Source organism: Microcoleus sp. PH2017_24_DOB_U_A, assembly GCF_020738205.1.
GTDB lineage: Bacteria > Cyanobacteriota > Cyanobacteriia > Cyanobacteriales > Microcoleaceae > Microcoleus.
This window is the reverse complement of sequence record NZ_JAEQCT010000016.1, coordinates 115,872-135,096: the sequence shown is the minus strand read 5'-3', so window position 1 is coordinate 135,096 and position 19,225 is coordinate 115,872. Positions and strand designations below refer to the sequence as shown.

General features: G+C 44.2%; 22 protein-coding genes. 7 read left to right on the top strand and 15 right to left on the bottom strand.

The features are described 5' to 3' along the window. Positions 1 to 173: 173 nt before the first annotated feature. Positions 174 to 1,073 (bottom strand): alpha/beta hydrolase, encoded by a 900-nt coding sequence (locus JGK07_RS01335; RefSeq protein ID WP_293174716.1) that lies wholly within the window; start codon positions 1,071 to 1,073, stop codon positions 174 to 176. Positions 1,074 to 1,306: 233 nt separating this feature from the next. Between JGK07_RS01335 and JGK07_RS01330 the strand changes: the two genes are divergently transcribed. Both JGK07_RS01330 and JGK07_RS01325 read left to right on the top strand, forming a co-directional pair. Next, entirely contained in the window at positions 1,307 to 1,471 is a 165-nt protein-coding gene (locus JGK07_RS01330) for a hypothetical protein (protein WP_293189671.1), read from the top strand. Positions 1,472 to 1,601: 130 nt separating this feature from the next. Further along, on the top strand, positions 1,602 to 2,216 hold the full coding sequence (locus JGK07_RS01325) for a hypothetical protein (RefSeq protein WP_293189669.1): 615 nt from the start codon (positions 1,602 to 1,604) through the stop codon (positions 2,214 to 2,216). Here JGK07_RS01325 and JGK07_RS01320 read toward each other — a convergent pair. Together JGK07_RS01320 and JGK07_RS01315 are read right to left on the bottom strand one after the other, a co-directional pair. Next, on the bottom strand, positions 2,184 to 3,113 hold the full coding sequence (locus tag JGK07_RS01320) for a hypothetical protein (RefSeq protein WP_293223470.1): 930 nt from the start codon (positions 3,111 to 3,113) through the stop codon (positions 2,184 to 2,186). The genes JGK07_RS01325 and JGK07_RS01320 overlap by 33 nt on opposite strands. Before the next feature lie 211 nt (positions 3,114 to 3,324). Further along, positions 3,325 to 3,498, bottom strand: coding sequence for a hypothetical protein (locus JGK07_RS01315; RefSeq protein ID WP_293174728.1), 174 nt, complete (start codon positions 3,496 to 3,498; stop codon positions 3,325 to 3,327). Between the two features lie 809 nt (positions 3,499 to 4,307). On the opposite strand from JGK07_RS01315, the gene JGK07_RS01310 reads away from it, so the two are divergent. The 5 genes from JGK07_RS01310 (at position 4,308) to JGK07_RS01290 (ending at position 9,751) form a co-directional block, all read left to right on the top strand. Then, positions 4,308 to 4,451 carry a hypothetical protein gene (locus JGK07_RS01310; protein ID WP_293174987.1) on the top strand — a complete coding sequence of 48 codons (144 nt, stop codon included), beginning with the start codon at positions 4,308 to 4,310 and terminating at the stop codon, positions 4,449 to 4,451. A 46-nt stretch (positions 4,452 to 4,497) separates the two neighbouring features. Next, positions 4,498 to 5,733: a transposase gene (locus tag JGK07_RS01305; protein ID WP_293174989.1), complete on the top strand. Its 1,236-nt coding sequence runs from the start codon at positions 4,498 to 4,500 to the stop codon at positions 5,731 to 5,733. 263 nt (positions 5,734 to 5,996) lie between these two features. Next, a complete protein-coding gene (locus tag JGK07_RS01300) occupies positions 5,997 to 6,920 on the top strand; it encodes an MBL fold metallo-hydrolase (protein ID WP_293174734.1) in 924 nt (307 codons plus the stop codon). Between the two features lie 373 nt (positions 6,921 to 7,293). Beyond that, positions 7,294 to 8,520 carry a bifunctional riboflavin kinase/FAD synthetase gene (locus JGK07_RS01295; RefSeq protein WP_293174737.1) on the top strand — a complete coding sequence of 409 codons (1,227 nt, stop codon included), beginning with the start codon at positions 7,294 to 7,296 and terminating at the stop codon, positions 8,518 to 8,520. Between the two features lie 322 nt (positions 8,521 to 8,842). After that, complete coding sequence (locus tag JGK07_RS01290; protein WP_293174740.1) at positions 8,843 to 9,751, top strand: MoxR family ATPase; 909 nt, start codon at positions 8,843 to 8,845, stop codon at positions 9,749 to 9,751. A gap of 153 nt (positions 9,752 to 9,904) precedes the next feature. Here JGK07_RS01290 and JGK07_RS01285 read toward each other — a convergent pair whose 3' ends face one another. The 12 genes from JGK07_RS01285 to JGK07_RS01230 form a co-directional block, all read right to left on the bottom strand. After that, positions 9,905 to 11,119: a glycosyltransferase gene (locus tag JGK07_RS01285; RefSeq protein WP_293174743.1), complete on the bottom strand. Its 1,215-nt coding sequence runs from the start codon at positions 11,117 to 11,119 to the stop codon at positions 9,905 to 9,907. Between the two features lie 322 nt (positions 11,120 to 11,441). Next, positions 11,442 to 11,867 carry a hypothetical protein gene (locus JGK07_RS01280; protein WP_293174746.1) on the bottom strand — a complete coding sequence of 142 codons (426 nt, stop codon included), beginning with the start codon at positions 11,865 to 11,867 and terminating at the stop codon, positions 11,442 to 11,444. Between the two features lie 158 nt (positions 11,868 to 12,025). Continuing rightward, positions 12,026 to 12,520 (bottom strand): hypothetical protein, encoded by a 495-nt coding sequence (locus JGK07_RS01275; protein ID WP_293174749.1) that lies wholly within the window; start codon positions 12,518 to 12,520, stop codon positions 12,026 to 12,028. Between the two features lie 3 nt (positions 12,521 to 12,523). Beyond that, on the bottom strand, positions 12,524 to 12,745 hold the full coding sequence (locus JGK07_RS01270) for a hypothetical protein (protein ID WP_293174752.1): 222 nt from the start codon (positions 12,743 to 12,745) through the stop codon (positions 12,524 to 12,526). Between the two features lie 170 nt (positions 12,746 to 12,915). Further along, entirely contained in the window at positions 12,916 to 13,146 is a 231-nt protein-coding gene (locus tag JGK07_RS01265; RefSeq protein WP_293174755.1) for a hypothetical protein, read from the bottom strand. A 236-nt stretch (positions 13,147 to 13,382) separates the two neighbouring features. Further along, positions 13,383 to 14,018 carry a hypothetical protein gene (locus tag JGK07_RS01260; protein WP_293174758.1) on the bottom strand — a complete coding sequence of 212 codons (636 nt, stop codon included), beginning with the start codon at positions 14,016 to 14,018 and terminating at the stop codon, positions 13,383 to 13,385. A 2-nt stretch (positions 14,019 to 14,020) separates the two neighbouring features. Further along, on the bottom strand, positions 14,021 to 15,100 hold the full coding sequence (locus JGK07_RS01255) for an RAMP superfamily CRISPR-associated protein (RefSeq protein ID WP_293174761.1): 1,080 nt from the start codon (positions 15,098 to 15,100) through the stop codon (positions 14,021 to 14,023). Then, a complete protein-coding gene (locus JGK07_RS01250; protein WP_293174764.1) occupies positions 15,097 to 15,573 on the bottom strand; it encodes a hypothetical protein in 477 nt (158 codons plus the stop codon). Before JGK07_RS01250 ends, JGK07_RS01255 begins: the two co-directional genes overlap by 4 nt. Continuing rightward, a complete protein-coding gene (locus JGK07_RS01245) occupies positions 15,570 to 16,529 on the bottom strand; it encodes an RAMP superfamily CRISPR-associated protein (RefSeq protein ID WP_293174767.1) in 960 nt (319 codons plus the stop codon). The genes JGK07_RS01250 and JGK07_RS01245 overlap by 4 nt, the downstream gene beginning before the upstream one ends. 101 nt (positions 16,530 to 16,630) lie before the next feature. Beyond that, positions 16,631 to 17,491, bottom strand: a complete 861-nt coding sequence (gene csx7 / locus JGK07_RS01240) for a CRISPR-associated RAMP protein Csx7 (protein ID WP_293241273.1) — start codon at positions 17,489 to 17,491, stop codon at positions 16,631 to 16,633. Positions 17,492 to 17,520: 29 nt separating this feature from the next. Then, positions 17,521 to 18,696, bottom strand: a complete 1,176-nt coding sequence (locus JGK07_RS01235) for a putative CRISPR-associated protein (RefSeq protein WP_293290673.1) — start codon at positions 18,694 to 18,696, stop codon at positions 17,521 to 17,523. A gap of 13 nt (positions 18,697 to 18,709) precedes the next feature. Then, positions 18,710 to 19,225 carry a hypothetical protein gene (locus tag JGK07_RS01230; protein WP_293241269.1) on the bottom strand — a complete coding sequence of 172 codons (516 nt, stop codon included), beginning with the start codon at positions 19,223 to 19,225 and terminating at the stop codon, positions 18,710 to 18,712.

The following is a 19,225-nucleotide window of genomic DNA, read 5'->3' as shown; positions in this document are numbered from 1 at the left end:
AGCCCTCTTTACACATATATTTAAAGGAGGCTCAAGCCCAACTACGTACCTTGATTAATTTTGACAGTTGCGTCCCAGACACGAGCAGACCTTCTTCTTTCCTCGAACTTGGAACCTCTATCCGTGACATCCGTCAAATCCGTTACAGAATTGGTTGCCGAACTTCTTTACTCTTAAGAAAACAACCTTAAATACTGCCGAATTAAACCAATAGTCACAGCCGGAACTTCCAACTGCGGAGTCAAACCCACATTTTCCAGAGTTTGAAAAACCTTAATTGCATCCGGGTTGAGATTAGCCAACCGCTGGCCAATCTCGGGGCTAGTAAACTGAGATTTTTCACCCCAAATAATCGCAGTCGGTGTTGTTAGCTGAGTGATATAAAGTGACAAATCAAAACACAAATCTCCCCGCACAAAAGACAAGGCTGCATATTCTGCATTTGGTTCCAAAGCAGATTGCAGATAAGCATCGACAATTTCTTGGTAGACTCGACGGGAATCGGCAAATTGGCGCTCTTCTAAAAAGCTGCGAATGCCGCCATCTGTGGCAATGCCCGTACTGTAGAGCAAGCGGTCTAAAATTGGAGTGTTGACGAGTTTAGCAAAGAAACTGCTGCCGTAATCTTGTCCGAAGTCTGACAAACCGCTGGGAATCGTCAAAATCAGCGATTTGAACAGATCCGGGCGGGCGATCGCAGCTCGAATCGCGATCGCCCCTGTCAGCGAAGAAGCTATCACATCCGTAGGACTTCCGCAAGTTTTTTCGATAAATTGGATCAGAGATGTGATATAATCTTCGACCTGATAATTTTTTTGGGGATGTTCCGATCGCCCCCAACCGATTAAATCCGGTGCTAAGACTCGATATTCCGCTGCAAAAGCCGGATAAACTTTCGACCATTCGTAGGCACTTGACCCGCCCCCAAAGCCGTGAAAAAATACTAAGTTCGGTTTATTTTCCGAATTTGAGTTCGGCAATCCGATCCAAGGCATTTTTTCAGCAGTGTAATATACCATTCTGCCGAGAGAAGTCACGATCGATCGCTGACCGAAGCCGAGAGGAACAAGCATAAATAAGCCTCAATCGCTGTGAGATTGTAGAGTTTCGCGGGTCGCCTCGTCTTTATTTAAAAAGATTGCAAAGCTGGCGCCGTTTTTGTAAAGATTCAGTATTGATTTCAATCTATTTTAGTACAAGTGAAGCCTGAAACTACACACAGCAACTAAGTTTTGCGATCTGCGCGCTCAGGTTGTGCAGTTATCCTCACCGTTGCAAACTACTTGCGATCGGAGATAATAACAAAATGATGGGTAAGACCCCTCAACACAATCAAGTCGGTTCGCCGACTCCGAAAGCAGGCACTCGGAAAGCAGCGGTATCAGATCTAGCTTTTAATCGCGGCAGGTTTACAGCCGAGAGCCGATCGCAAATAATTAATTACCATATTTTACGGAGCAGTGGCTTTTAACGTCGAAGGTTTCTGTTAAAAGGCGGGCGATGGGTTTTCGATACCTCTGATTGCAGGCAATAAAATCATGAGTCTCGCCGTTATCAATTCCAAAACACAACAAACAACTAATATCAGGGAGGTTCAAAAAATGCAACTGCTTAGGAAACGGGATCGCGAGGGTTTTATGGTTGATGCAAAAAGTCTTCTAGCTGACGGGTTTGCAGAGTTTGATACTGCCTGTCGAAGCATGGATTTAAACGGCAAACAGACATTTGTCGCCACTCCAGAACGATCGGGTTCAGGGTTAGATGTGCGATCGCGCGTCAGCGCACCGGGAATGGTTCGCCTAGCTTTAGAAGAATTGAAATGCTTTGAAGTAGTAGAAAACCAGTTTGCCCATTGGGGAGTGACTTTTAGCAATACCGTCGCCATCCAACCTTCAAACCCAGCATTCCTGACGGTTTCTGGGTCAACAGTGTTAATGGGCGCCCCAAAAAGCGGACTGATAGAAGTAAGTTTCAAGTATCCAGTTCGCAGCGTAGCAGGACTTGTCACCAGTTCGCGGCGAACGGTTTTATCTGCTTGCGACATCGACGGTAACCCGATCGTTCAAGATGAAATGCCGGCGCCGAATCTAGCAGGGTCTAATTCTCCGATCGCGCCCAACACACCCCTGCGCGTCAAAGCCCCGAACATTCATCGCATTACATTTTATGCTTTTGACGGTCAGCTAATAGTCGATGACTTTATTTTTGGATTCTAAAACAATGCCATAAGTATCGTCCCAAGTCTGCAAACCTTCAAGAATGGCATTGCGGACTATAGCCTCGGGTTCCCGACTCAACATCAGGCGAAAGCACTCGGCAGCCCGGGAACGGGCGCTCCAACTTTTGACAGAAGTCACGCGGTTAAACCCACCCTGATTCACCAAATCGGTCATTTGCCGCACTGCAATCAAACGCTTCACAGGGTCAGCATCAGTCAAATCTCCCAAGATCCGATCGAGCGCTGCTTCATCTTCATCTTTTGAGGATCCCAGACTCAGCGCTTGGCGCAGCAACAGCCCTGCAATCGCGATCGTGCCAAAATTCTGCAAAATCAGGCTCAAAGCCATCCAGTGGCTCTCAGAGTCCGCCCAAATCGCCAAACTCATGTAAGCACCCAAGGTAGCAATCCCGCCGGCGCCTACTGCTAAAACCAACCGGCGGTTCGGGCTCTGCCAAAATTGCTCGGCTTTCGATCGCAGCAATTGCCATTCCCCGGACTGCCCTCGGTAAACCAGCATCATCGCTGCGATCCCCAGCCCTGTCGAAACCAATAACTGACTGTTCCACCACCCCCAAACTGCTGCCAGGGTGAAAGCCGCCAACCCACCTTTCGATCGACTCAAACGCGGTAGCAGCCACTTGAGAAAGGCGCTAGAAACCACAGGCGATCGAGCTCGATTGCTCTTCCCATCCACCCTCCGGCGTTTTTTTTCGGTTCTCTCTGGGGTTTCCTGCGGGCGATCGTCTAGACTGCTAAATGTCCTCAAAGCTCCGGCCTCAGTCATTTCTAAGGAGATCTCGCTCAAAGGAAGCTGACCTAGTTGCAAAGTGCGATCGGACTCTTTCGTTACGGTTTGATTCAGCTTAGTTGTAGTTTTTTTAAATTGATTCATAGTTACTTTTTTTACAAATAACTTTAAGTTATTTAGGCGTCTTTTGTACAGATTTTGATTTTTTCCAAACAAGAGTGTGAGACTTTAGAATACCAGAAATATCAACTTGTGGTGAGTGCCACAGATGAGTCAAATTCCGAGAACTTATTACTCGCAAAAGACTGATTGAAGATAGTTGGGAAAAGCACAACAGGTAACGCACGAATATTTCTCACTGACTTTTGAGTTCAAAGGCGATCGGAGTTGGGTGCCGGCAAAAAACACAAAAATTGACAATTTCAGAAATTTCGGGTATTTTGAGTGCTGGAATTCGCCCGCCGAGAACTGCGCGACGAAAATATAGCCTTTTGCCAACAGTCTGGGATCTCGCTACGCCCGGTGTCATACCATTTCCGATTTTAGATTAAATAATTGAAAAATTGGGTAGAATCACTGATTGCGATCGTGGTTGGGATCGGAGGCCTACAGTTGAGAAATGCTTCTGCCATGAATCAAATCATACTTTTTGGATGCTGTGGCCGACACCTACGGCGGTCCGTCCAGCTCGCTGTCAAGCTGTGCAGCGTTTCAAACCAGCCTCATTGGCTAAGATTTTTGAAGAAAATGTCGATCGCCCTCCCAAACTAGAACAAAAGCTGAGTAGGAGTCGAGCGTTGCCAGCAAACAGATGCGTTGCCATCAGCTATAATTTTTTCAGGTAGGGCATTAAATTGGCACGACCGAATCCCATTCCTCGGTACGACCTCGATCGAGTACGACCGCAGAGGATTTCCTTTTTATTTTAGGGAGCGATCGGGCAAAAGTTCCAGTCACTCGGAATCGGACGGCAAAAGTTCCAAGGACGGCGGCATCGCCCGTTAAATAATCCTCTGGAAAGAAACTTCACTTGAGATGGGGTAAATCAACAGTATATAGTTTTCTAACGAATGTTAACATTTGGTAACAAACCGCCTAGATTGAGTGAATGGCATATATACCACTCAGACTCATGAGTCAAATTTCTGGGCTTGCACGCAAACACATATCAGGAAGTTCTCCGATGAAGGCAAGATCAAAAGCATCAAAAACGAAGCAGGACAAAGACTCTACGATGTTGAGTCATACCAGCGCGGTGCAATTGTCGTGGGAACTATTTGCGAATGTCGCGTCAGTTCAACCAAACAGCGAGACGACCTTGCTAGGCAAGTTGAATTTATGCGAGAACGATATCCAGAAGCTGAAATCCTCCAAGGCATCGGCTCTGGACTCAACTTTAAGAGAAAAGGACTGCAAGCCCTACTGGTCAGAGTTATGCGCACAGATCAGCTCAAGATTGTTGTTGCCTGTAGAGACATCTAAAGCAGATTCGGATTTGAGCTATTCGAGTTTATGGTCAAGCAAAACGGTGGAGAACTCCTGGTTCTCTCAAACCCTTTTCACTGCCCTGAAACCGAACTCACAGCCGATTTTCTTGCCATCCTTCACGGCTACCGTTGCCGAATGCACGGCCTCAGGAGCTACAGCCAGAAAATCAAGAAAGATCCGAATATTCCCCAGCCCTGAACAAAAAGCTCTGTTGAAAAGATGGTTCGGTGTTTCCCGATTCGTATTTAATGCAACAATTAAATACTTACAGGAGCCGGGAACCAAAGCCAACTGGCTAACGATCAAGACAGGGATTCTCAACTCATTACCTGACTGGGCGTCATCGGTTCCATTTCAAATTAAATCAATTGCAATTAAAGACGCCTGTCAAGCCGTCAAAAAAGCCAAAGCAGACTTCAAAAAAGACGGACAAGTGCGTCGCTGTAAATTCCGCAGTCGCAAGGATACAAAGCAATCTATTTACATCCCTAAATCTGCAATCAAAGATTGTGGCATCTATCACACAATATTGGGTCGGTCAAAGCTGAAAGAGGCATTACCCAAGGATTTCAGTGACGGACGGCTAATGCTTGCCTATGGCGAGTATTATCTAATTGTCTCCGAAGAAGTGCAGCCGCGTCAGACCGACAACCAAGGTCGCGTGGTTGCCTTAGATCCCGGTGTTCGCACGTTCATGACTTTTATTTCCGAGAGTTCTTACGGATATCTCGGCAATGACTCCAATCTTCAAATCCAAAAACTGTGCTTCAAGCTAGACAGGTTAATCTCAAAAATGAGCGCATCTCCTAGCGCGCAGAAGAAAAGATTTAAAAAGGCTGCTGACAGGTTGAAGTCCAAGGTTCAACACATGGTTAAAGAGTTGCACGACAAGACTGCTAAATTCTTAGTTGATAATTTCGATGTCATCTTATTGCCATCATTTGAATCTTCAAAGATGGTTAGCAAGTCACGTCGCAAAATTCGCTCTAAAACCGTGCGTCAGATGCTGACTTTATCTCATTATCAGTTCAAGAAACATCTTGAATGGAAAGCTTGGGAGTCAGGTAAGGTAGCCCTGACTGACATCAACGAAGCTTATACATCAAAGACAGTTTCTTGGACTGGAGAAGTCAAGAAGATTGGCGGTTCTCGTGTTATTAGAGACCGAGATGGACGCTGCATGAACAGGGATCTAAATGGTGCTCGCGGGATTTTCTTGCGGGCATCGGTTGATACACCTTGGTTGAGAGAACATCTCAGCCTATGTATTTGTTGACGAATGTTAGCAAAAAAGTATCGGTTACGCTAGTGAAGAGAGAAAAGAATAGTTACGATCGAGACTTCATCAGTCCACCTTGTAATTTATTCCTCAGTTATCAAGCCCAACAGTTTTGCATTTTCTGGGAAGCGAGACTCTTGGCACTTCCAACAAGTGGGAAACTAGACCGTCAAAAAGCTTGGGTTTGATGGTAAAAGCCTTACTAATATTATGTAAACACCTTATCGATGGCTCGCCGGAACAATCTTGCAGGAAAACCCATGTCTAGTATGCAAAACCAATTTACGGTTCACTTTTGGGGCGTTAGAGGTAGTATAGCGTCTCCCGGAGCTGAAACAGTACGTTACGGGGGCAACACGCCCTGTATAGAAATGCGAGTGGGTGACAGCCGCCTAATTTTCGATGGCGGTACTGGGTTGCGGGTTTTGGGACAAACTCTCCTGTCGCAGATGCCCGTAGAAGCTCATATGTTTTTTACTCACACTCACTGGGATCACATTCAAGGATTCCCATTTTTTGTCCCAGCTTTTATTAAAGGCAATTGTTTTCACATCTATGGGGCCGTTGCTCCTACTCCTAATCAAGCTACTATCCAGCAGCGACTCAACGACCAGATGCTCCACCCTAATTTTCCGGTGCCCCTGCAAATTATGGGGGCAGACCTGAAATTTAACGATATAGAAGTGGGTGAACCCATGGAAATCGGAGAGATTAAGGTGGAAACAGCTTTGTTGAACCACCCCGGTGAAGCGATCGGCTACCGCGTCAACTGGCGGGGTTATGCGGCTGCTTACGTGACTGATACTGAACATTTTCCCGATCGTTTGGACGAAAATGTGCTGTATTTGGCTCGCGATGCTGAGGTGCTGATCTATGATGCTACTTATACGGATGATGAGTATTATTCGGAAAAGTCTAGCAGGGTTGGCTGGGGACATTCGACTTGGCAGGAAGCGGTGAAGGTGGCAAAGGCTGCTAATGTCAAAAAGTTGGTGATTTTTCACCACGATCCGCTGCACAATGACGAGTTTTTAGACAAGGTGGGAGAGCAAGTGGCTCAAAGGTTCCCGAACAGTTTGATGGCGCGGGAAGGTTTGTCGTTACAGTTGCTGCCTCCTCAAAACAAGGATTTGTCTGAAGGGTCGTCTGAAGGGTCGGTGGAAGCCCCTAAAGTGCCTGCGTGATGGATTTGAGATTGCCAGATGGTTCTTAAACAGTTGACAGTTGACAGTTGACAGTTGACAGTTTGAGAGCGGCATCTACAAGGAAGAGGATGGGAGTAATGAATAGTCTGATTTTTATTTCTCCCTCAAAGAGAGAGGCTTTCAACCAATTCTTTATGGTAAATCTTGAGGTCTGAAATCTAAAATTTAAGTGAGGGCTGACCTGACTCAAAGACGGATACAAGCCCCGGCTTAAGTCGTAGAGAACCAAAAAGTTTAGATCGAAGTTCTAACTCCCAGTATCGATTCTGTGGAGTCAAATCTAAAATCTAAAATCTAAAATCTAAAATCGACTGGCGATCGCAATCTGGCTAAGTATGGCAAAATCTTAAGCGTGTGGATAACTTCTTCTTCAACCGCTGCTCTGACTCCAACTTCTGTTGCCTTGGGAAACTTTGATGGTTTGCACCTAGGGCATCAACAAGTCGTGCAGCCAATTTTAAATCGATCGCCGGGGCTAACTTCTGCGACGGTTTCTGCGTCGGGGCAAAACTTGCGCCCAAACGCTGGCAGAGATCAAAATTTGGAAGGCGAACATCCGGCAAGCTGGGAAAACGACTCAGCAGCACTGCCGGAAACAGCCCGCAGCGCCCTGAATTTCAATGGTGCGATCGTGGCGCACCCCCGGGCCGAGGGCAACAGCCTCTCTGGTCGCGATGATGCTGCGGGCGATCGGCTTTACGGTACTGTGGTGACATTCAATCCCCACCCGCAAGAATTTTTTACAGGTCAACCCAAAAAACTGCTGACACCTCTGGCAGAAAAGGTAGAATTGCTCGCAGCAATGGGTGTCGAGCAACTTGTGCTGCTGCCGTTCGATCGAGAATTGGCAGCATTGACTGCTGCTGAGTTTGTCGAGGAAATTCTGGTGCGGCAACTGCAAGCGAGTCGTATTAGTGTGGGGGTGGATTTTCGGTTCGGACGCGGACGTGCTGGGACGGCTGTAGATTTGCAGTCGATCGCCTCGGGTTACGGTATTGATGTTGCGCTGATACCCCTGCACAATTGCGATGAGGGCGATCGAATCAGCAGTTCCGCGATCCGCGAAGGTTTAGCATCCGGCGACCTCACAAAAGCGAATAAGTTGCTGGGGCGGCCTTACAGTTTAGTCGGGCCTGTGGTGGGCGGACAGCGGCTGGGTAGGACGATCGGATTTCCGACTGCTAATATCGAACTGCCACCGGAAAAATTTTTGCCGCGTTTTGGCGTGTACGCGGTGCGAGTCTCGGTGAAGGATGGAGGCGGAATCATCAAAAAAGATGAAAATTCTGCCTATAAGTGGGAAAATCCCCAATCTCTAATTCCGCGCCAAGCATCAGATTTATCATTCATAAATGGGGTGATGAATGTTGGTTGCCGCCCGACGGTAAACGGTCTACAACTAACTGTAGAAGTTCATCTGTTAGATTGGTCTGGGGATTTGTACGGTCAAACCTTGAGCGCAAGTTTGATAGAATTTTTGCGACCCGAACAAAAATTCGCTTCTCTGGATGCTCTCAAAAATCAAATTCAGGCAGATTGTGATGTTGCTAGAAAGGTGTTAGCTGCCAATGATGAATAGATCTCTTGCAAAAGTTTTTTTAAGCAAAATTTCGGACGGGCTAGAAGCCCATCCCACAAGAAAAATAATTGTGGGATGGGCTTCTAGCCCGTCCTAATTATGAATCCATTGTGTATAGTTTTGCTTGGGCGATTGAAATCGCGTGTACAAAAACGAAGTCCGCGCAGGCTGAGTGAGAATAAAAGAACAAGCAATTAACAACTAGCAATTAGCAATTAAGTAAATCAACGTAATTAAGGTAAAATGCGGAAGGCTAAAAAGCTTCCTTCTTCCTTCTTCCTTCTTCCTTCTTCCTTCTTCCTTCTACTTAAAAATCAGGGATATGAGAGAACATATTGAGCGGCTCAAACAAAATCTAGGCAAGACAATTGTCGGTAAAGCGGATGCTATTCGCTTGGTACTTGTAGCCGTGCTTTCGGGCGGACACGCGCTGCTGGAAGACGTGCCTGGTGTGGGAAAAACGCTGTTAGCGAAGTCTTTAGCGCGATCGATCGATGGGAAGTTTCAACGAATTCAGTGTACTCCCGATTTGTTACCAACGGATATTACCGGTACTAATATTTGGAATCCTAGCAGTGGCAAGTTTGAGTTTTTGCCGGGCCCAGTTTTTGCTAATGTTTTGCTGGCGGATGAAATCAATCGGGCGACGCCGCGAACTCAATCTGCTTTGCTGGAAGTGATGGAAGAAAAGCAGGTGACGGTAGATGGAGTTTCTCGGAATGTTCCGGCGCCGTTTTTTGTGATTGCAACTCAAAACCCGATCGAATATCAAGGCACTTTTCCGCTACCGGAAGCGCAGATGGATCGATTTACTTTGTCTTTGACGTTGGGCTATCCCGCTGCGTCGGAAGAGTTGCAAATGTTGGAACGGCTGTCTGATACTTTTGCTGTGGAAGATTTGCAGCCTTGTATTTCCTTGGAACAGGTGCAGGAATTGCGCCGTTTGTGCGCTGCGGTGCAGGTGGAAGGCTCTTTGAAGCAGTATATTGTGGATTTGGTGCGATCGACTCGCCAGGATGAAGAGATTACTCTAGGCGTGAGTCCCCGTGGTGCGGTGGCGTTGCACCGGGCATCTCAAGCATTGGCATTTATTTCGGGGCGGGATTTTGCTACCCCGGATGATGTGAAGGATTTAGCGCCGCACGTACTTTCTCATCGGTTGATTCCGGCGGGGGGAAGGAAGGCGAAGACGATTGTTGATAAGTTGTTGAGAGAAGTTGCTATTCCTTAAAAAGATAAGACGGCGGTTGAAACCGCGTCTACACAAACAAAGTCCGCCTCCGCGGACTAAAGATAATTCGGCGGTTGAAATCGCCAATTCTTCAACCCGCGGAGGCGGGTTTCGTCTGTATCGACGCGGTTTTAACCGCCCGGTCTTCTTATATTATGATGATTGTTGAATAGATCCTTGAAATAGCGCCACTAATTTCTTTGCCTCTAGATCAACATTATGTTGTTGAGCAACCCGTTCGGCTCCTATTTTCCCCATTTCTTCTAGCTTTTCTAAAGGTGCTTCCAATGCCGCACGCATTGCAACCGCTAATGCTTCTACGGAACCGGGAGGAACTAACCAACCGCAAACACCGGGTTCTACGAGCTCCGGGATACCAGCAACATAGGTGCTAATTACAGGTCGATTGAGAGCGAGGGCTTCCATAATTACGACGGGTAAACCTTCAGCAAAACTCGGCAATACCATGGCGCGGGAAGCTAAAATCTCTTTCTGAACTCGATCGCCACTGGCCCAGCCGGTAATTTCTATATAGTTTTGCAGATTGAGTTGTGCAATCTGCTGTTCAATTTCAGCTCGCAGCGGCCCGTCTCCAACAAATACCAATTTAAACTCCAAGCCTTGAACGGCTAGCTTGCTGGCGGCTTCTAGTAGTAACAAATGACCTTTTTGTTCGCTGAGTCTCCCGATGCAGGCTAAGCGGGGTGCTGCGGGTATGGGGACGTGGGGTGCGGCTAAAAATGCTGCATCGACGCCGCAGTGTATGACGTTGATTTTTGACCAATAAGCGCGATCGCACCACCGAAATAGCTGACTTTTGCCGAAGGAACTGACTGCTGCTACAAAGGTCGATCGTTTAATTTTTTCATCTAAGGAAAGAAGTGTAGCTTTATCAAATTCTTCGGGGCCGTGAACGGTGAAACTGTAAGTCGGGCCGCCTAGGACGCGACATAACATTGCAACAGTTGTGGAATTTGTGCCGAAGTGAGCGTGAACGTGTGTGGTACCGGATTCTGCGAACCAGTTTAAAAGAATGCAAGCTTCTGCGAAATAAGCTAGATGCAGTAAAATCCCGCGTTCTGAGTGTAAGCCAACTTTGAACATTAAGCGCAAAGCTTCGAGGAATCGAATTGGTCTAGTTGCGGCAGTGCGGAGTAAGCCCAACGCTAAGCCCTGTACGCCAACTCCTAGGATGACTTTGGTCAATTCTTGTTCTTGTTTGTCTGCGCCGTCTACGAGTTCGGATTCGCAGGATCGAATGGAGTAACGCCCGACTTTGAGGCCGCAAGTTTCGACGGCTAGGAGTTCTCTGCGGACGAAGCTGTGGCTGACTTTGGGGTATTGGTTGACTAGGTAGGCGATGTTCATGAAGGGGGAGAAATTTTTGTGGTAAAACTCTAAACCAGTCTAGCCTTATGGGAGGTGAAGGGCGATCGGGCGATCGGGAAAGTTTGGGTCAATTAGGTGGATGATTAAAGTCCCCTTGCGGGGAAGTCTGAGCAACTATCAGAATGAATCTGACTGTTATTCAGCATTACGGAAGAGTTTGTTTCCGTCCCCGTTAGGGGAAGTTGGCAGTTGTTTGATTTTTCACTTAAGAAACTCTTGCTTCTTAAGCTTACCAGCCTATCCCTATTTTGTTTAAAATTCAAGTATGTGAAAGTTAGAAGCTGAGTTTTATATCTTTTTCTCAGGGATTTAATAGCTTTTTAACTATTTGTAGATTATCAAAAGACCGATCGACATCTATTTTTGTATGTCTAGTATAATGAAACCGAGAATTAGTTTTTATACTTGTTTTTATACCTGCTTTCATACCTGTTAAGTATCGCGCTATTTGACTTTCATTTTTCAGATTTTTATAAGCCTTCTCCAAGCTTCTATCTCGCCTGTCAGCAATGTCACGAACATAATCAAACAGGCGATCGTGTGGCGATGAGGAACCTTGATATTTTTCTTCAAGATCGACTTTCTGAACCTTTGCATAAGCTTCGATGCAGTGTAAAGCTGAGTAAAAACACATTGTCACTGCCCAATCAGGAAAAGTATCTCTGATACTAAGTGCCGCCTCTTCATTATTCTTAGCTTGTTCGCGATGGGACTGTTCGCTCGGCATAAAAATCAACAGCTACTTTCTAGTTTGTTCAGTAATTTAATCTTTGGCGTTGCCGATCGCAGATATAAATTTGGGTAGGAATGAACGGTTATTCTCCCTTGCCGTGTGTATCGAGATCGTCGATGAATTATGTCTCTATTCAGCAACGCCTAATTGTTTTAAGTTCTAGCTATAACATACCAATTACTGCCAGACTTAACTGGATTATAATAACTTGTAGGACTTGACAAAGTTATTATTTCCGATCGAGCAACTTCTTTCGCTCCGTCTTGGATTTTGACAAACTTTTCCACGAGTTTTTCGTCAAAGTACCATTTTTCATTAGTTTTATCGCGTAAATCCCATTCACAATCAATTACTAAGTCTTGGATTTTGTCCCAAGTTTCATAATCCAACTCTGTTTCAGGGCATAGTTCTAATTCAAACTCAATCCAGTGAATGTCTTCCGTTCTAGGAGCTATTGCTCTAACTTTGGCGACACCATCTATCTTGGCTAACTTCTGGACTAATTCCTGTACTTCAACAGGAGCAGTAGGCGATTTAAATGACTGCTTTGGTTTCAGAGGAGAAGGAGGGAATTCAAAGAATTTAAAAGTTTTTGGATTCGATTTTGAGCTTTGAAGTTCTGCTCTTGAGTTTGTGATTACTGTCATTGTCTATTCCTGCAAAAATTCATTAAGACGGTCTCTTAAAAACTTGGCTTTTTGCCTGGTAAATGCAAAATTGCCTACCAAATTTTGTGTCTGTTTTGACTCTGGCTCTTCCGCAGTAAAAGGACTATCTGATAACATCCCTGCTATTAATATCCCATCGCTCTCGTCAATAGCTATTACTACACCAGTCACCAGATAAACTTTGTTTTTTTCTACATCATTCATTTGTGTCATCCTTAGGTATTATCTTAGAAAAACTATCACAGATTCTTGGGCTTTGTTTAAAACTAGGAACTGGATATATTCATGTGGGCAGTTCCTAGTTTATAGGCAAACGCTAGCTGACACAATGGGCTGCTTTTAGGAGCTAATTATTTAAGCTGCGCCGTTTTCTGTTAGGCTACAAGTCGGTATTCGGACTTTTGTGACGAGACAAAGTAGCCTGGAACAGCATTTCCCCAGAAAACTGTATAGCAAGCTACACAATACTTCTGTTTGACTTTCTTTTGAGTGGACTCGGAACGGTTCAATGCTGAGTAATAGTCAGATTCGTTTTGGTATTTCTCCATAAACGGCTGAGAGTTAGCTAGAGATAGTTTAGAGTTGACCATTTGGGGGCTATCCATAAACAACTAAAGTTTTTAAGAATCTTACACTAACCATTCTAAACCTTTTCATAACTCATGTGCAACCCTGTTGTAACAATACTTCCGCAGACAGTTTTTGGTTGTCCAGTCTCAAATAAGGGGTTTAGGGCGATTGGGCGAGCTGCCAACGGAAAATCGAGGGTTTCAGACTACGACCTAAACACTGTCCGGACTATTGTTATAATCCGTAAAAGTTGGTAGATTTGATGGCTAGATCAGTCCACACATTTTACACTTTTGAGATTCCCATCTTCCTTGATAGCGACAATCTTGACTGCGACAGCTTGTCCTTCTTGGAGAGAACTAGCTTTTTTGGGTTCTTTTTCCGTCAGCTTAATAGTTCCCAGAATTTCATAAGTTACCTTATTTGCTTTTACGGCAATAACAGTAGCTGCCAAGATTTGACCAATTTCAAACTTTTCAGACTGCATAACTTGAGCAATTTCCGCTTGCCGCGCTGACTCGGCTACTGGCGCAACAATTTCCTCAATTGGCACAGCTTCTCTGTAATATCTCATCAGACGTGCTGACCAACCTAAAATTTCCAGCATTTTCTGCGGATTAGTTTGTTCGCTTTGAAGATACTTGGTGCAAGCTTCGTCAATATTCTGGTAATAGTCAGATGTTTTTTTGCTGTGACCGATTTGTCTGCCATTACTGACTAAGGTTTTCAAGTATTTGAAAAACCTCGCTCCCGCATTGGACTCATTGACTGAAGCGCGAAGATAGGCGATCGCCTTTCCCAATTCATTGACATCGGTTTGTTCTTTTACCAGAGTTTGCGCGATCGCGTGAGCAATTCCCCACTGGTGTTCGGTCAAAGATTCTGTGACTAATTCAGTATTCGACATCTTTAATACATTCCTGTTGGAGGTTCGCGATCGGTCGGATATTTTAAGACTTCAGCCAGTTCTTGCAATTGAGTTGCTTGCACTAAACTCGAATGAGCAGCTTGAATATTTTTTTGCATGAACTGTTGCAATTCAGTGCCATTCATGCTGTCAGATTCGGGAGGATTGTAGGAAGAATAGCGATCGCGCAAATCTCCCTTGTTCTGCAACACCCTTGCTGCTGTGACTTCCACAGTCATGGTTCCCATGCCGATCGGCTTCCCGCCACCTACCTTGAGGGCGATCGCATATTTTGGATCTTGGCCCAGCACAATCAAAAGCGTTCCCAACTCTGCTGGCGTTAAATTTTTGAATTGTATCTGTGTTTTAAAAGTATACTCTTTAGCAGCTTGCTGAACAGTAATGCCTTGATTTTGACCTTTGTCGATCGCTCTAATTGTGTGATAATAAAACTTGCGTCCAGCTACATTACCTCTTTGGTCAAAATATGCTCTTCTTTGGTCAGGACGGGGACGATATAAAGATGGCATAAATCCAGTAGCAAAACCTGTTTTTTCGCATTTAGCATCGCTGAATTCAATTAGCCCTTGCCAATCTAAAGCACCGAATACTTGACTTGCCGGACAGAGTTCTTGTTTATTTTTACAAGGCAGGCGATCGGACGGAATTTTATCTTTGTATCTTGATGTAATTACTGCTAAAGTGCTATTAGTAATGGCTTCGTATGCCGATCGGATGCAGCCTTTGAGAGAACTACCTTGAATTGATAGTTTTTGGTCAATATTTTGAACCATTGTTTTGATTAAAGGGACGCGGCTGCCTATGTCGCTACCCATGACAACTACGCCTGTAGAGACGTGCAAAGTAGTCTGAACTTTCAAAGTGATAAACAAAGTTCCGTGCAGGCGATCGACCAAATATTTGTGATGTCCGGCAGGAGCTTTTTTCGGCGGGCGTTCGTTGGGAAAACTAATTAATTCATAAGGTTTAGGCACTCCGATTTCACCAGCATAGTTATTAGAAACGGGGCGGCTTGGCGGCGGTGTAGAACCTCGGAGTTTAGGTACGGGATTATTAGTCATTTTTTACTCCTGACGGTGAGGGCGATAAAATGAACGGTGGCAGTTCTTTGGTCTTTAAAGTATCGCTGACCTATGGTAATATTCTTAGAGTCAATTTTTTCGTCATTTTCTCCTTTATAGATAAAAGTTTTAGGAAATTTGGGTTCGTCAAGGCTGTGAAAGTAAGCAGCGCGATCGCAGCATTCCCAATTTTCGCCGATCGCCTCAAATCCCTCTAAATCGGCTGGAACCCTACTCAGGATTAACGCTTCATATGTACTTCCCTGCTTTTTCCAGCGCAATTCGCGATCGCTATTAAACATCTGCCCTTCAAAGCCGAGAGACAACTCATCGGGCAATTTCCTGCAAATGCCACTGACTGCGTGGGGCGATCGCACAAAATAGTAACTTTCCTCAGTTGCTAACTCTTCTAGCAACTTTTTGGCTTCATCCGGTGATAAACGCGATCGAACATATACAAAACCTGTATTCATGCTACAGCACCTGTTAAAAGCTTACTCCAAGCAGAAACTGCACATTTAAATAAATTGGGTACACCAGTCTCACCATCACCTTGCCATTTTAGCTGCACTCCAAAACCTAAATCCATCGGTTCAGCAGCAATTGGAGTTTGTTCGCGATCGGGTTGAGAAAAGCCGTAATTTCCGGCTTCATCAACTTCTAAAAATTCTCCTGCACCCAGCAAGAAAGCGTGTCCCCATTGACCAGGCTTTACTATTTGTTTAATTTGGCGATTATCTTCATCTAATACACAACCGGGATACTGAACTACGGCTTCGTTAAATTTTACTGTCACCGTCCCCAAACCGCGAGATTTAGCAAAACCGATGCCAAACCAGCCATCATTTAAGTCTCGCAAAACTAAGCCAATTAAGCCTAATTGTGCTAAGGAAAAGTTTTTCAGATGTATTTTAGTGCGAAATTCTCCAGCGGTGCAGACTTGATAGTTAAATGGGCCCACGGCTACGGAACCAAAAACGCGATCGATCGCGACTCCATTTCGTTCTTGAATTTTAAGCTGTTTCTTATCAATTGGGTGAGCATCTTCTATTCTAAGTCTGCTAGCAATTGAAGTGTTGCCGAAAATGCGATCGGTAAATGAAGATAACTTGTAAATATCGCTGGATGATTTCTTCTGTAAGTAATCGTAATTGTCATTCAATGGATCGTTAGCCCAGAGAATGTCTGGATTATTAGGATTACTATCTGTTCCTATGGTTCTGACAATTCTCTCAGCATGAGCGCGAATAGCACCTTTTAAACTGCTTCCCGGTAGATAAATTGACTTGCCTCCTGCGTGGTAAGTCTCGACAAATTCCATATCCGGTTTAGTCGGATCGGCTCCTTCTTTACCGGATTTGATGAGAATTGGGCCGTCGGGAATGAGAGTTAAGTCAATGGTACAGTGGTTGACAAATCGTTTGTGCATAATTTAGTCGGTTGAGAGATGGTTTAAAATTAAGCAGCTACTAACTTATTCAGTTGAACTTCACACTTTTGGAAAACATTGATAATTATTTAAACTCATATTTACCTCGCAGATGTTGCTTGAGATTTGTCAGAAGTTTTCTCGTTGAGATGCTTAATAAGTTCTTCTACCCAATAGTCTTTGAAATCTCTTGCGTCTTCATAAGCAGTATCGTCTCCCATGACCAATTTTTTCAGATATTCAATTAACAAGTCAGGTCTATCTTCAGGATAGTCAAACCAGCGCATTTTATCAATTTCTAGTTTAACCACACCTAAGCCGCGCGATCGCCCTCCTCCGAGAGGTATTTGTTCTGTTTCAAATTGATGCAAGCCGATCGCCAATAAGCCCAATTCCCACTCTTCAGCATTTTCGACAACCGCTTTAAAATCAAAGGGAGTACCTGCGGGGACAACTTGAAAGTCGTAAAGTTTCCCGTCGGCGGCGGTTTCGGTATCTCTGTCAATGGCTACTCCATCTCGTTCTTGATATTGTCCGAACCACGCATCGGGTTGTACAGTTAAGTCCCGCACTTGGAATTTGCTGGCAAGCCAAGGGGAACCAAAAAGACGAGATACTAGATCGGTATGCTTGAGAATCTCGGCAGTTAGAGCTTTGTCATCTTTGAAATTTTCTTTGATTATCTTCATTTCCCCAGAGGTAATCGACCACTCGTTTTCTATGGCAGGATTGGCTACCAGTTTGCGATCGCTGCCCAAAATTCCTCGCAGGAAGCTTTCTAAGCGCGATCGGAGTGCACCTTTAAAGCTTGAGCCGGGAATCAATGGTCTACCCAAGGCATCTTTGATTACGGGTAGATCGGAGCCAATGGGTTCAGTCGATCGACCTTTACTAATGCGAAGTGCTGTTACAGTTGTCAGGGTTCCCGTGATTTCCAGTCGGTTTTTGAATGTGTCAAACATGACTTATCCTTTTATTCAATTGATAATTATTAAGGATTTTTATTGACATCTGGCTCTTTCCCGTAGCGACGAAGTGTTACAACTCCCCCTGAAGCTGTACAACTAACTCGTATACCTTCCGTTATACGGAAGTGTGCAATATCTCCTTGATTTTGATATACTTCATAGAGTAAACCTCCATTGCTTTTGAGATAAGCAGTATCACCGTTAGATTCTTCGAGTAAGCCGGAAACTTTAGCCAATTTTTCTTGGAGATCGACCTTATATTTGTCTTCACTAATATTTTTATAGTCTTTTCTAAACGTATCTTTGTAAGATATCCTAGGAAAATCTTGGAGTTCCTTGGATAAAAAATCATTTTTACACTGATTCCAAATAAGTTGTCCCCAATTAGAAAAGATCATTTTACCATCAATTTCTGCAATCATAGCTTCTGGAATGTTTTCGGTTTTTGATGGAAGTAGCCCAGTATCAGCATTGAGCAATGCTAGAGTAGGTACATGATCTGTCAGCCGGGAATAATCTACGGTTATTGGCAAACGAGGTATAGTAATTAAATTTGATTTGGCTCCTTCAAAGATATAGATTATTTTATCTGCATAAAACATCCCAAATGTATTCATACATCCTTGCAGTGCTTTAAACCCACCTACCAAGTTGAAATATATTTCATAGTTTTTTTCCTTGTCTTCCTTCACTCGTTTATGAATCCAGTCCAGCAAATTGTCAATTCCCTGATTAAAATCTTGAGTATTAGCTGTTGAAAGTTTTGCAGGGGTGTAAACTTCAACACTAATTCTTCGCTCCCTTAAAAACTCTTCAACAATCTCTGCTGTAATTTTTCCCTGTACTGTATCTGTAGTAATTAGTACATGATGGTCTAGCTTACCTTTTTCTAGCTGATCGTCATATAATCCATAAATACCATTTAGTTCAGCACTCGTTTCTCTGATCTCGATTGTATTAGCTTCGTTGAGCTTGTCTTCAGCCCTCTGCTTTAAGTCTTGAATGATATTATCAATCTCAGAACCAGGATTAATCTCTTGTTCAGTTAGATTGGCATTGTCCTGCAACTGAGAAGCCAAATCTGGTTCACACTGACTATCAATTTGATTAGTAAGTAAACTTGTACCAACAGTTGAAATAACTAAACGAGGCTTGATTTGACGAGACATAACTTTTTCTCCTATTTTTTGAGCTATCAATTTTGAGTTTTTTCTAAGTTGATTGAGCTAAAGTTCTCTCTCCTACCATTGCTGTATGCTCTCGTGCTAGATAGCCTAGATAGAGCTGTACAATTTTGAGATGAATATTTCTTTCTATTCTCTCCCGATTCTGAGTATCGGTCAGATAAGATTCCAGAGGATTGCTTTTAGGTATATTCCTCCTCAGTTTTTGTAATATCTTTGTAACGTCCTCATTTAATTTGTCAAGTTCTTCAACTAATGCTATCGCAAACATATCTTCCTCGTTGAGAATTTTCCAGATAGGACTAGAATCTTTGCGGCCTATCTGATAGCGAATGTAGTTTTTGATAACTTCAAGAGAAGAACTGGAATCAGTAGCAACAGCCAGAACATTTTTGAAGGGAGATTTTTTATCTTTTGTGGCAATGGAGAATTTTTTAGCTATCTTGTTTACTTTTTCAATTATTGCGTCCATCTGGTTACTGATTTCTCGCTCAATTCTAAGTTCTAATTGTTCTTGTAAGGATAGATCCAGAATTTCTAACAT

Bases quoted from the DNA above. Each gene is read 5' to 3' on its own strand.
- JGK07_RS01330 (WP_293189671.1), top strand. From the start codon at position 1,307: ATGATGGGTAAGACCCCTCAACACAATCAAGTCGGTTCGCCGACTCCG.
- JGK07_RS01245 (WP_293174767.1), bottom strand. From the start codon at position 16,529: ATGCACAAACGATTTGTCAACCACTGTACCATTGACTTAACTCTCATT.
- JGK07_RS01300 (WP_293174734.1), top strand. From the start codon at position 5,997: ATGTCTAGTATGCAAAACCAATTTACGGTTCACTTTTGGGGCGTTAGA.
- JGK07_RS01270 (WP_293174752.1), bottom strand. From the start codon at position 12,745: ATGAATGATGTAGAAAAAAACAAAGTTTATCTGGTGACTGGTGTAGTA.
- JGK07_RS01315 (WP_293174728.1), bottom strand. From the start codon at position 3,498: ATGACACCGGGCGTAGCGAGATCCCAGACTGTTGGCAAAAGGCTATAT.
- JGK07_RS01260 (WP_293174758.1), bottom strand. From the start codon at position 14,018: ATGTCGAATACTGAATTAGTCACAGAATCTTTGACCGAACACCAGTGG.
- JGK07_RS01320 (WP_293223470.1), bottom strand. From the start codon at position 3,113: ATGAATCAATTTAAAAAAACTACAACTAAGCTGAATCAAACCGTAACG.
- csx7 (WP_293241273.1), bottom strand. From the start codon at position 17,491: ATGTTTGACACATTCAAAAACCGACTGGAAATCACGGGAACCCTGACA.
- JGK07_RS01250 (WP_293174764.1), bottom strand. From the start codon at position 15,573: ATGAATACAGGTTTTGTATATGTTCGATCGCGTTTATCACCGGATGAA.
- JGK07_RS01335 (WP_293174716.1), bottom strand. From the start codon at position 1,073: ATGCTTGTTCCTCTCGGCTTCGGTCAGCGATCGATCGTGACTTCTCTC.
- JGK07_RS01280 (WP_293174746.1), bottom strand. From the start codon at position 11,867: ATGCCGAGCGAACAGTCCCATCGCGAACAAGCTAAGAATAATGAAGAG.
- JGK07_RS01310 (WP_293174987.1), top strand. From the start codon at position 4,308: ATGCGAGAACGATATCCAGAAGCTGAAATCCTCCAAGGCATCGGCTCT.
- JGK07_RS01285 (WP_293174743.1), bottom strand. From the start codon at position 11,119: ATGAACATCGCCTACCTAGTCAACCAATACCCCAAAGTCAGCCACAGC.
- JGK07_RS01290 (WP_293174740.1), top strand. From the start codon at position 8,843: ATGAGAGAACATATTGAGCGGCTCAAACAAAATCTAGGCAAGACAATT.
- JGK07_RS01275 (WP_293174749.1), bottom strand. From the start codon at position 12,520: ATGACAGTAATCACAAACTCAAGAGCAGAACTTCAAAGCTCAAAATCG.
- JGK07_RS01265 (WP_293174755.1), bottom strand. From the start codon at position 13,146: ATGGATAGCCCCCAAATGGTCAACTCTAAACTATCTCTAGCTAACTCT.
- JGK07_RS01230 (WP_293241269.1), bottom strand. From the start codon at position 19,225: ATGTTAGAAATTCTGGATCTATCCTTACAAGAACAATTAGAACTTAGA.
- JGK07_RS01255 (WP_293174761.1), bottom strand. From the start codon at position 15,100: ATGACTAATAATCCCGTACCTAAACTCCGAGGTTCTACACCGCCGCCA.
- JGK07_RS01325 (WP_293189669.1), top strand. From the start codon at position 1,602: ATGCAACTGCTTAGGAAACGGGATCGCGAGGGTTTTATGGTTGATGCA.